Annotated in this window: 11 protein-coding genes and 1 pseudogene; 4 read left to right on the top strand and 8 right to left on the bottom strand. The window is 38.8% G+C overall.

The features are described from left to right. Positions 1 to 137: 137 nt before the first annotated feature. From GOP56_RS04355 to GOP56_RS04345, 3 genes are all read right to left on the bottom strand, one after another. A complete protein-coding gene (locus GOP56_RS04355) occupies positions 138 to 386 on the bottom strand; it encodes a hypothetical protein (RefSeq protein ID WP_003339259.1) in 249 nt (82 codons plus the stop codon). A 108-nt stretch (positions 387 to 494) separates the two neighbouring features. Continuing rightward, on the bottom strand, positions 495 to 1,658 hold the full coding sequence (locus GOP56_RS04350; RefSeq protein ID WP_163244621.1) for a DUF2325 domain-containing protein: 1,164 nt from the start codon (positions 1,656 to 1,658) through the stop codon (positions 495 to 497). Positions 1,659 to 2,140: 482 nt separating this feature from the next. Next, on the bottom strand, positions 2,141 to 2,278 hold the full coding sequence (locus GOP56_RS04345) for a hypothetical protein (RefSeq protein WP_163244620.1): 138 nt from the start codon (positions 2,276 to 2,278) through the stop codon (positions 2,141 to 2,143). Positions 2,279 to 2,405: 127 nt separating this feature from the next. On the opposite strand from GOP56_RS04345, the gene GOP56_RS04340 reads away from it, so the two are divergent. Then, positions 2,406 to 3,185 (top strand): alpha/beta fold hydrolase, encoded by a 780-nt coding sequence (locus tag GOP56_RS04340; RefSeq protein WP_163244619.1) that lies wholly within the window; start codon positions 2,406 to 2,408, stop codon positions 3,183 to 3,185. 324 nt (positions 3,186 to 3,509) lie between these two features. On the opposite strand, the gene GOP56_RS24315 is transcribed toward GOP56_RS04340, so the two are convergent. Next, positions 3,510 to 3,602 carry a hypothetical protein gene (locus GOP56_RS24315; RefSeq protein ID WP_371807980.1) on the bottom strand — a complete coding sequence of 31 codons (93 nt, stop codon included), beginning with the start codon at positions 3,600 to 3,602 and terminating at the stop codon, positions 3,510 to 3,512. A 108-nt stretch (positions 3,603 to 3,710) separates the two neighbouring features. On the opposite strand from GOP56_RS24315, the gene GOP56_RS04330 reads away from it, so the two are divergent. Both GOP56_RS04330 and GOP56_RS04325 read left to right on the top strand, forming a co-directional pair. Then, a complete protein-coding gene (locus GOP56_RS04330; protein ID WP_163244617.1) occupies positions 3,711 to 4,370 on the top strand; it encodes a GntR family transcriptional regulator in 660 nt (219 codons plus the stop codon). Beyond that, entirely contained in the window at positions 4,357 to 5,349 is a 993-nt protein-coding gene (locus GOP56_RS04325; protein ID WP_163244616.1) for a DMT family transporter, read from the top strand. Before GOP56_RS04330 ends, GOP56_RS04325 begins: the two co-directional genes overlap by 14 nt. 513 nt (positions 5,350 to 5,862) lie before the next feature. Here the strand turns inward: GOP56_RS04325 and GOP56_RS04320 are convergent. Further along, the gene (locus tag GOP56_RS04320; protein ID WP_254068612.1) at positions 5,863 to 6,696 is read right to left on the bottom strand and encodes a hypothetical protein; all 834 of its coding nucleotides are present in this window, start codon (positions 6,694 to 6,696) and stop codon (positions 5,863 to 5,865) included. A gap of 772 nt (positions 6,697 to 7,468) precedes the next feature. Between GOP56_RS04320 and GOP56_RS04315 the strand changes: the two are divergent. Next, positions 7,469 to 7,819 (top strand): annotated as a pseudogene (locus GOP56_RS04315) (DUF4062 domain-containing protein); the annotation flags it as partial. A 59-nt stretch (positions 7,820 to 7,878) separates the two neighbouring features. Here the strand turns inward: GOP56_RS04315 and GOP56_RS04310 are convergent. The 3 genes from GOP56_RS04310 to GOP56_RS04300 are packed head-to-tail and all read right to left on the bottom strand — an operon-like array spanning position 7,879 to position 12,113. Continuing rightward, a complete protein-coding gene (locus tag GOP56_RS04310) occupies positions 7,879 to 10,470 on the bottom strand; it encodes an ABC transporter permease (RefSeq protein WP_163244615.1) in 2,592 nt (863 codons plus the stop codon). After that, the gene (locus tag GOP56_RS04305; RefSeq protein WP_163244614.1) at positions 10,467 to 11,150 is read right to left on the bottom strand and encodes an ABC transporter ATP-binding protein; all 684 of its coding nucleotides are present in this window, start codon (positions 11,148 to 11,150) and stop codon (positions 10,467 to 10,469) included. Before GOP56_RS04305 ends, GOP56_RS04310 begins: the two co-directional genes overlap by 4 nt. Before the next feature lie 24 nt (positions 11,151 to 11,174). Then, positions 11,175 to 12,113 carry a VanZ family protein gene (locus GOP56_RS04300; protein ID WP_163244613.1) on the bottom strand — a complete coding sequence of 313 codons (939 nt, stop codon included), beginning with the start codon at positions 12,111 to 12,113 and terminating at the stop codon, positions 11,175 to 11,177. Positions 12,114 to 12,127: the final 14 nt, after the last annotated feature.

Genomic DNA, 12,127 nt, shown 5'->3' with positions numbered 1-12,127 from the left:
TTAAAAGGGGAGTCACAGAGTTGCTGCTCTATACCGTCACATCATTCACATAAAATGGAATTAAACTGATCAGCTATGGGGTTTCTATGGTTCGTTTCTGGATAGATCGGTATAAAGATGCCAGTTGCTTCTATAAACTAACCAATAAACCATCCTGATAATAGCCACAAAGAACTTTTAGCATGCTTTAAGGGTATCTTCATTTTTCTCATCTCACGGAATATAACAACCGTTCGTGTAACTAACTTCTGAGACTGATACTTTACTTTTCCGTTTGTAAAACCAGCTTCTTTGGCAAGCTCTTCAAGAGCTTCAGGCACTAAGCAACGCTGGAGTTCTTGAGAAAAAAGCTGTAGCTCGTCTAAGATTTCTATAAAAAACGCCATCCTCTCCTATGAATCTACGGAAAGAATAGCGTATTTTTCGTTTTAGGGGTACTAAATTATTTTAAGTTGAGGCGTTGTGGTGGGACCCAAATATAGAATTTAAATCCCTCATTTACTAATAAGGGCTTCGGACACGATCTGAGTAATTTTATCTGCACCGATGTTAAATGTTGTTTCGAAAGGAACATTCCACTCTTTACAAAGTTTTTTTACTTGTTTCATTAGGATATGTCCTAACCTAGCCAAAAGCAAGATAACAACATCGGCTTTTTTGACACAAGATTCAATGGATGCTATTGAATCTTTATCATCAACCGATAAAAAAATGCCCCCTCTCGATTCAATTTTTTCTTTATAGTGCACCTTATTAGGATCGTTTCCAACAATAAGTACGTGCTTTCCTTCTAAATTTAATTCAACTGATTTTAGATCTTTAGTAAATTGAATGTCCTTTTTTTTTTGAAATTTGTTACTCTTCTGGTCTATTTCTAAATGCTCAACTCGATGGATATATGTTATTCTACACAATTCTGGCTTTTCATCAGGAAATGCAATATCAATAATATCCCCTTCGCTTAGAGGTGGTTTAATTCTCGATATTTCAAAATCAGGTATGCGAATAGATTGTGGAACCCCATCGATTCGTATATCTAAATCGGTTTCTAAGCTTTTTCGAACAACCAAAAGTGATCCATCCGATTCAATCGGACAATATTTATATTCAACCCGATCGATTGGAATTACAATATCTGCTTTTTTAGCAAGTTCATAATGATATTTTTTAAAATGATGAAAAGAGGCCACCTCAGTCGCATAAACATAATCGTGGTGTTCAAGCCCCAATCTTCTTACGATTCCCTCTGGAACAATTGCATCAATTTTTGGAAGATATCCTCCTAAAATTTTTCGTTCAAAGAGATACATTGGCTTTTCAATTGTTTCTATCTGATTATCAATATTTTCGAATAAAGATGATTCAGAAGAATTAATAGTATCCTCTTGTTTCACATCCCCTAATTTGTCTGGTTTATTAGTGATTAGTATTTCCGCATCTGTAGAAATCGATCTCTTTTCTCCACCTTCATCTAAATGATTACTCCAATTAGACATGTTTTTCTTTTTTGTTTCGATTAATTGTTCTACTGATTTTAATACTTCAAAATAGGAATCAAATAAATCTTTATTTTTAGATAAATGTTCTGGCATTGTATCTTCTAATGTCTTAATCATATCATCTTTGATTCTTTGAAGGACCTCATCTAGCCTTAGCACGTCCTCTCCCCTTTTCCATATTTATACAATAATGATAGCATCTATGTATGTCTATATACAACTTAAAATTCCCCACACTCATCTCTCCTTTGACCCACATTATCTCCTGGTGTTAACTAATAATAAAGTCATTTTAATGACTACTTCTGTTCTCTCTTCTGTAATTGGCTACTCTTTTATTCCATAGCAATTTACTTCCACATACACTATGTCTTTCTCAAGGTTAAATCTTAGCTATACAATCAGGAATATCATTTAAATAGACTATAATAAATAGAGGATAGATAGTTTCGTATGATACTATTTATCTCTATTTTTTACATAATAGAAACATTAATCAGACAAAACAAAACCTCAAATACCTTGATTCATCCAAGTAGGGCAGATATTCATCGAGCCACAAATCCGAATTATCATCGTAGAGTAGCTTGAGTTCTGGTATTGCTTTCAAGAGTTCCGCTATTACAGTGGTGTACACCATTTCATTCGCCACGGATAAAATTTCCTTTCCAAACAAACCTGCCCTTTAGTTGAACAGACTGTCTGAGAAAATGCTGGCAGCCTGCTGTCATTGTGCTCTCGTGTCCCGTTAGCTCAATGATCTGAAGAAATTGTTTCACTCAAGCTATTCCTCAGAAATCTCTACGCACTATCTAAACCCAATTTGACGCAGAAATTAGGCATTCACCTTGCCTAGGGCGAATATCTTAATGGGGAAGTACATTTTTTAAAATTGAGGTGATACACTTGGGATACTTCGTTACTGTGGAACCGGGCGTAAAAGTATTTATAGAGGACATCAATCCGAAGGGAAATAAAACGATACTTTTTATTCATGGATGGCCGCTAAACCATAACCAGTTCGAATATCAGTTCAATTTCCTTCCTAAGCTCGGATATCGTTGTATCGGAATAGACTGGAGAGGATACGGCAATTCGGATAAACCATTCGACGGTTACGGTTTTGACAGATTAGCAGATGATCTTCGTATGGTCATCGAAGCGTTACAGCTAAAAAACATAACACTGGCAGGACACTCTACCGGAGGCGCGATCTCGATTCGTTATATGGCTCGTTACAAAGGGTACGGGGTATCTAAACTCGTCCTGATCGACGCTGCGTCTCCATCAAGCGTTCCAAAAGAATTTACGAATAAAATAATCGAAGAAACAAACAATGACCGTCCGAAAATGCTGCAAAACCAAACGGGGATTTTTTTCTTTCAGTACATTTCTGAACCGAAATCCGAATGGTTCTTTCTAATGGGTTTACAAGCTGCGAATTGGTCGACTTCCGCCATTATGGTCACGCTAAGAGACGAGAATGTTTACAATGATCTTGGACAGATCGATGTGCCCACATTAATTATTCATGGAATTCATGATAAAGTCGTTCCGTTTACCCAAGCTCAGGAAACAAATAAGCTGATTAAAAATTCGCGATTAGTTCCATTCCAATACAGCGGCCATTGCCCTTTTTTGGAGGAGCGTGATAGATTCAACCAACTATTATCTTCTTTTGCATAACGCCTCTGATTAGCCGCACCATCTCTCCCCATAAATATAATCCGATATGCCGGGACCAATTTCCGTAGCTAATTAATATAGCTCCCTCTTCTTTGTTCTCATTACACGATTATAAGTCAAATGTAATATTCTGTAAAAAGCAAGAGAATGTATTCTACTTACATATCCCTATTTAAGAAAATAAGCTACTTAACATATTAGTCATGTACAATATGTCAAGCAGCTTATTTTAATCGATTCTATAAAGTTAGGTCTTGATAAATATCATATCTAACATTACCAACCATTTTCGAAACAGAATATATTTTCATTTGACTTTCATCATTACGGCAATAATAAAGATTCCAATAATTCCCCTTCTTGCACCTCTCTGTCTAACCACAATGCTTCGTTTTCTCGCTTGAGGATTACAGGCATCCGATCATGTATGTTCCATAAACGTCTGTTTTTAGAACTTGTTAATTGAATGTATTTCATTGAAAAATTACAGTTGATTATAAAACCAATATCCGATATATTGGTTTTATGAAAAAAAATATTATTAAACCCATTAAACGTATGTCATTTAGAGATGAAGTATATCTAACTTTGAAAAAAGCAATCGTTACATTAGAGATGCAACCGGAGCAACGCTTAAATGACCAAGAGTTAGCAGAAGAATTCGGAATTAGCCGTACTCCGGTTAGAGAAGCTTTAAAACGTCTTGAAGATGAAGGACTTGTTGAATCTATTCCTGGTTCAGTAACTCGTGTTGCACCATTAAATCTTGAGGAGGCGAAACACGCATTTACTGTAGTAGCAGCTTTACATTCATTAGCTGCTCGTTTAGCAGTACCATTACTCGAAGAGGCAGATATTCAAGAATTAGAGTTCAGTAATAAAGCCTTACTACTATCTATTGAGAAAAAAGATATTATAAAAGCAATTGAAGCTGATGAGTTATTCCACAATGTTTTTTTAGATGTGGCGGGAAATCCTGAAATCATTCGTGCGTTAGAACGAAGTATATTTAAGATTCAACGCCTCGAAATTTCTCAGTTCACTTCTATAAATGGTTTAAAATCAGTAGAACAACATCAGCAAATTATAGAAGCGTGCAAAAATAAAGATAAAGAAACAACAGCACATCTTGTAGAACAAAACTGGTTAAGTCTGGGGAAATTGCTGACTTATGAGACAGATTGAGGTGAGAAATTTGCGCCCTATTTTTTTAGGTATATGTGCTGCTTTCTTTTTTGCTTTCACATTTATATTGAATCGAGCAATGGAATTATCAGGTGGTAGCTGGATATGGAGTGCCTCATTAAGGTTTATTTTCATGCTTCCATTCCTTTTACTTCTTGTTATGAGTAGGAAAAAATTAAAAGTATTATTACAAGTTATGAGAGAGGATTTAAGAGCATGGTTTTTATGGAGTTTCGTAGGTTTTGGTCTATTTTATGCTCCATTATGCTTTGCCGCTGCACATGCACCAGGATGGATAATTGCTGGGACATGGCAAATTACTATTATATCAGGATCTTTGTTAGCTCCTCTTTTTATTCAAGCCATTCAAACACCAGATGGAATTCTTAAGAAAAGAGGAAAAATCCCAATGAAGGGTATGGGAATGTCATTGATTATTCTTCTTGGTATTTTCCTTATGCAAATGGAACAAGCAAAATCGCTTGACGTAAAAGATATTTTGTTAGGTATTATCCCTGTTATTGTGGCTTCTTTTGCTTACCCGCTCGGTAATCGTAAGATGATGGAGGTTTGTGGAGATCGTTTGGATGCTTATCAACGTGTACTTGGAATGACATTAGCTAGCTTACCATTCTGGTTTTTACTATCCTTGTATGGTCTTTTTACAACAGGAGTACCTAGTAAAGAACAAGCTATGCAATCTATCTTAGTTGCTATTTGTTCAGGTGTAATTGCAACTATTTTATTTTTTAAAGCAACTGATATAGTTAAAGGAGATATGCAAAAATTAGCTACTGTGGAAGCGACACAATCCATGGAGGTACTGTTTGCTGTTATCGGAGAATTAGTTTTATTACATTCTTCATTTCCTTCTATTTTATCTTGGTGCGGTATGTTTGTAATAATGTTAGGAATGATAGCACATAGTTATGTTTCCCATAAGGGTGAAGTGGCACATAACCAAAATAGTAGTGCCTAAATAATTCTTTAAAATGTATATTTAATATAGGTAATTTTATTACTTTTTGAAACATGTAGTACTATAAGTTTCATGTCAAAAAATGATTGATTAAGTAAAAGAATATAAACAACAGCCGATGCCCTTGAAGTGACACCCAAAAGTTAGACACGTTATTTCATTAGGTAGCTTTCTTGGGCATGGGCCCGGTATTGTACCGGGCTCATGCCTTGCCTTTATTCTTTTATGATTATAGTACTAGCGGGTAAACTAGGTATGACCGTACGACTCCGATTACCAGACAAGTCGTAGCAACCATGACTCAAAAACTTGAAGCAAACTCCCAGCGATTTTTTATTAAAGAAGCAAAACAATTCTTTCCTTGAGCTATCTGACTCAATGATGACGTATGTTAGATAGCCTGTCCATCTTTTTTAATAAATTAAGTTGTTTCATATATTCTTACTTCCTACTTATACAATGAATTCTGAATTTTATAATATCAAAAATACAAAAAAAGACCGCTTATAACGGTCAATTAGTTGTATATTCTAATTCTTGAATGCAGTATTCTAGTCGATCAATATATTCTTGAATCCTATCATCTTCATAGACTTCTAATGCATCAATAATATCATCAAGAACACTGTATTTTTCTTCTAAGGACTTTCTTTTGGAATTAGATAATTTATTCATATAATCTTCTAAGTCTATCTTAAAATCTTCTAATAAATCCCTCGCGTCTTCGATACCGCAGTTTTCAACTAATGATTGTAAAAAATTAGACTCTACTTCTTTCCTTTCATTAGCTTCTAATTGCTCAAGTTTTTTAACTACCGTTTCATAACGCTCAATATCTTCTTGAAGGTCTTGAATTGCATCTTCAATTAAATCGATTACCTCGTTTATTCTTTCTTTCCGTTCTTTTTTATTCTTAACCCCTTCATTTGTGTAAAGATCATGCCTTATCAATCCAATTAGATGGAAATAAAGCCCAATCAATCCAAAGATTACACTTGTTAATAGCCCATAATTCTTAAATAGTCTAGTATAGCCAAATACCGTCCATAAAATAGCCATAATCACTGATAAGGATACACAGAATATAATATGATAGCACGATCTATAAAATTTGATTCCATAGTAAACCAGCATACAACTAGCAAGTATAATCATAATATTATATGCTGTATAGTTCCAAGTGTAATAGATTGCAAGGAACAAAAGAAATAGAATTTCGAATATTATGCACTGACGAATATTATCGGCTTTACGTTCAAAATGATATCCTATCCAAAAATACTTTTTATGCCTGCTGAATCTCCTACCCTCATTAAACCTCTTCCACATTTCTTTTATTTCCCACATAGCTCCCCCTATAGATGTTGGTAGAATTTATGTATTATCAAAGATTTATTCTACTATAGTGGAAGGAACACTGCATACCCTTATCTACCTTATCTACCCGCTTGAAAATTTGTAATGATTCTTTGTGGTTCATCTTCAGTTAAAAAAAATAATCTACAATGAGTAATTTTCTGTGTTATATTTCAATTTAATTACTATATCTTTTTTCTTTTTATACCAAGACTTTGAAGGAAGGCAAATTAACTTATACATTCCAAGTAAACGAATGATGATATTATTACGATAATCATTATCTACCCAACCAGATATACCGTTCCTTTTTCTTCTTAAATTGTGTAAGACTACTTTATTAACTGAAGCTTCCACGTTTATTCTACTTTCATATTGTGCCATAATTCATGCAATTCTTCGTTACTCAAGCCAATTTAATTGGGAAAATTTCCTTGAACCCGGCAACTTCCGGTACTCTAAGCAAGTTAACTTCATCATTTAATATTAAATATCAGGTTAACCTAGTTAACTAAGTTAACCACTCAAAAATAAAGATCTTCATCTAGATACTGGAGAAAGCAAACATCCCGCTGTTGCCAGAATACACAACATACCCTATCCATTGTAGTAAGGAGGAATCGTAATATATGAAAATTATTTTTTAAAAGGCTTTAGTTTTCATTGCTTGATCAGTTTTTTATGGAAATGTTTCTACCAAACTCCACTATAAGTGAGAGGCATATGAAAGGAGTGTTTTTTATAAAGAAATTCATATGATTCTGATAAACATACCTCCGTTGAAGCCGTACTTCAAGCCGGTCATATTCCTGCTGGAATCGAGCAATTTTTCAAGGGAAGTCCAATGAAAATTAGGAAGAGATGGATCGACAAGTCCGATGTATATATCCTGATTCTCGGAGGATTCTATGGTTTAACGCTTCCTGATGAATCCAAGAGCTATACGCATTGGGAATATGAGTATGCCGGAGAAGCGGGCAAGCCTAGATTTACTTATGTTGTCACGTATGCAGCAAGAGACAATTTGTATGGCTGGGTTTCCGGCAAGGATGTCTCGGACGTTCAAAAGCTGTTGGAAGAGAATGCAAGATTAAAGGCGGAGTTGGAGAAAAAGAATGAAAGAGGGGCTGGCACAACCAGCCCTGACTTCAACCAAGTCAGGGCCGATGGCTATCATATATTCTCTTGCTTTAATGCATCAATAATATTTTCCTTTTTTACTTTCGCGCCGGAATAAACAATCGCGGAACTGACAATGACAAATACGGCGACAATGACAGACAGAATGCTCATCCAAGGGAGGGTGAACCCGTAGCTGAATTTGTTCGAAAATGCTCTATAGGTCAGATACATCACGACGAAACTAATGGGAAGCCCGAACAACAGCGATTTGACCCCATAAAAAATACTTTCATAGTTCATCATTTTCGCAAAGCCTTTTGGCGTCAGGCCTACGGATTTCAGCATTGCAAATTCTCGTTTGCGAAGAGACACCCCCGTCGAGATCGTATTAAAAATGTTCGCAATGGAAATCGCAGAGATTAATACTATAAAACCGTAAGAAAAGACGGACATCAATAGAATCTGTTGTTCTTCGCTTTTTCTGGATTGATATACATTGTAGACATTCAGATTGGTCTCATGCATCTCTTCAATTTCCTGCTGCGTTCTCATCGGTTCCGTACTTTTCAAGTGGAGGTACGTCGAAACGTTAACTAGATCCTCGTCGTCTTCCAGTCGATTCATGACGCGTTCCGACACGATCATATTTAACCCGCCTACGCCTGTCGGGTTCATCCCCATAGGGGCTTGATCCGTCAATGCGGCAACGATCACTTTGTTTGCCTTCGTTTCTTCCCCATTCTCTTTATAGAAGTTCGTTAGCTCGATACTTTGACCGACATTCGTATACATGGCCTTCGTCTGAACATATTTCCCCGTGCCCATATCTTTGTAATGAATCGTATCCATCACGATCGCGGCGGGATGATCCGGATCCGTAAGCTGTTCGTAATCTGCGCCAACCTCTTTGGCATAGGCTTGCAGACTCGAATCGTTCAATGCATGAATTTTAATATCGTAAGGGTATTTCCCGTCTTGCAGCATACTCTTATCCTTCTTAACCTTGTCTTGCAATTCATCGGCGATAATCGCTGCATCGACCCAAGCGTTCCCATATAACTCTTGAATCACGTTGTATTCAGTGACGCAATCCAGGGATACAATCGATCGCATCAACCCTTCATCTATTCTTTTTCCATTGCTGTACGACACTTCAATATCGTAATTGACGCCTTCCCGTGACAGTTCCAGGGATTGTGTCATGCCGACCGTAAAAAACGATACCGTCAAAAACAAAACGATGCTGATGACAAGCGAAAATACGATGGCATGATATCTCCGTTTGTTCCTTTTTAAGTTTTTCAGCCCGATTTCCGCTTCGATCCCGAAGAACTTGCGAATGAACTTCGACGTTTTCACTGCTTTGGCCGTAAGCTTTACATCGGTAGTTTGGCGAATCGCGTCCATAGCAGATACCTTGGATGCTTTGATCGCCGGGAGATACGTCGAAACGAAAATCGTCAGCATCGAAACAAGACAAGCAATCAAGAGCGATAACGGCGTGACGATGAGCCTCAGCTTTTCACTGGTCCATAATGCCCCTTCAATCATCGCGTTCATGAACCAAAAAGTGATCCCGATCCCAGCAATACCGCATAGGATGCCAATGGGAATGCTGATCAAGCCAATGACGATACCTTCAAAAAGCACTGAATTTCGCTTCTGCCTTTTCGTAGCCCCCACGCTCGCGAGCATCCCTAAATGGCGGGAACGTTCCGAGACGGATATCGCAAAAGCGTTATAGATGAGCGAAACCGAGCCAATCATAATAACCCCCATAATAATGGCCGATAAGGAGAACATCATGCTGTACGAGGCTTCGCTTTTGGACAAGCCGTAATAACGTAGCAATCCGTTATTATATTGGACCGTTTCAATTTGGTTTTGCTTAGCCAAATCCTCTGCATGAGCGAACAAGGACGGATTGACTTTCTGCAAGACCACCGCCGCATCGACTCGATCGTTTGCCCCGATGATATTGTCATCGACATAGCTAATGATCGTATAGCCCGGGGCCCAAGCCGTTTCCGATACGGGACGCTTGATGAAGCCAACCACCGTATAATCCCTTGTCTTGATATGCTGCAACGTCTCGGTCAATGTGCCGTCTTCCCTACGCAGCGGTTCGGTCTGATCCAAGGGATGATCGCCCCCTTGTTCGAATCGTTCGCCGACACGAAGAGTTAGACGATCGCCGATTTCGTACTTCACTTTGGCGTTCGTTGCAATGGGCTCGGAGATAACGACTTCCTTGTCCGTATGCGGAAGACGCCCCTTGCTTAGGTCAATCGGAAATTGCGCGAAACCCTGCGCATCATATTCCTTGATGAACAAATACGGTTTATTGGGATTTTGCCCCCCTTCTAATGGGGCATAGCCAAGGTCTCTTGAGATCGCAACAGTTTTGGTTGCGTCATCGCCCTGTATCGCCGCAAGCTGTTCCTTGGTTACAGCTTGATATTGGACATGCCACTCCCCTGTATCCGCGATGGCTTGCCTGATCATTAAATCCGAAAAAGAAAAAACAAGCGTAGCGACAGCGGTCACCATGGCAACCGAAATGATGACGCCGATGATGGTTACGAGCGTTCGTCTCTTGTTCTGCTTCAGATGCCGGATGGTTAATGTATTGACAATATTCATCGTCGGATCACCTCGTCTTTAGCAATCCTCCCGTCTTCAATCGAAATGATCCTGTCGGCTTGCAAGGCGATCCGTTCGTCGTGCGTGATAACGATCAGCGTCTGATGATAGGTCTTATTCAGCATTTTTAATAAGTCGATGATCTCGCTGCTATTCTTGCTGTCCAGATTCCCGGTCGGTTCGTCAGCCAGCATAATGGCAGGATTGCCGATGAGTGCTCTGCCGATCGAGACCCGTTGCTGCTGTCCGCCGGATAGCTGATTCGGCAGGTGGTTTAATCGATGCTGCAAATTCAACGTATTCACAAGACCATTCAACTGCTTTTGATCTACCTTTTGTTTATCTAGCAAGAGCGGCAACGTAATATTCTCTTCTACCGTCAGGACGGGAATCAGATTGAAAAACTGGTAGATCAGGCCGATTTGCCTGCGTCTGAAGATGGCCAGCTGCGTCTCGTTCAAGGCATACATGTCCGTATCCTGAACATAAACTTTACCGCCAGTCGGCCGATCCACACCGCCCAGCATATGAAGTAGCGTCGATTTCCCCGAGCCGGACGGGCCGATAATCGCCACGAATTCGCCCTTTTGGATCGAAAAAGAAACATCGTCAAGCGCCTTCACCGCCGATTCGCCTGTGCCGTATTCTTTAGACAGATGCTCGATTTTTAAAATTTCCATGTCCATACCTCCTTCCCTAAATGCTCAATTCCAGGTATATACCATCTCTTTAAATCCAACATCCCATAGGGTTTCATTCCCCTCAATGGTTATCGTAAGCTCATTTGCTTGTGGGAGAAAAATTAAGCTCGTATCCGGTTCATGGCGTTGATCTTCTGCAGATACGGCCAGGAACTCATGTCCATCAACGGTAAGCTTGATGCTGCCCTGGAAATCCTTTTGATCGGGAATTCCATAATTCAAGAAAAGATACAACTCCTTCTTATTGCCTAACGTATACGTGTACGTTTCCTTGTTTTTACCTTCGATGCTATACACATTATATTTGGGTTCCACGTCTTGACCGCCAATCTTAAGACTGGACTGTTTGGTTCCCGTTGATGGATTCCCGGTACTATCCTTCAATTCGTTTATCGCCACAAAGGGGCCCATTTCTTTGGTGAACACTTGGTCAAGCATCCCGAAGACCCCCCACACCCCAAGCATCAAGACAACACTGGAAATACCCGTAGTGGCAATATTTCTCCAGTTGTTTTTTGTACGAAAGCCAAGTTTGTACGCCCCGAATCCGACTGCCGCACCCAATGAGTTCGGTATGACGTCGTTAATGTCAAAGCTGCCGAGGAATGTTAGTGCCTGAATAGTCTCCAGCACGAGAATGGACAGGATGAACAAAGTCATCAAGCGTACAAAGTTGGTTCGATATAACAACGGAATCAATATGCCAAAAGGGATGAAGGCTGCGATGTTCCCGAAATCTATTAAATCCATCAGCGTAGGATGTAGAAGATCGTATAGACCTGGCAGCCTAAAAAAACTGTCCGGTAAAAAAATAAAGGTGTACTCGGTGATTTGATCTACCTTACCTACTCTGCCGAAAGCGAAAAACAAAAAATAAAGAATCAAAAGGGTATATAATATAGTAATTGCAAAAATAATCTTACGCTGTTGCTTCAAATGCATTGTCTTACCTCCAT

Source organism: Brevibacillus sp. 7WMA2 (genome assembly GCF_010748895.1).
Classification (GTDB): Bacteria; Bacillota; Bacilli; order Brevibacillales; family Brevibacillaceae; genus Brevibacillus_B; species Brevibacillus_B halotolerans.
The sequence above is the reverse complement of the archived record's forward strand: the minus strand, read 5'-3'. Positions and strand labels throughout refer to the sequence as shown.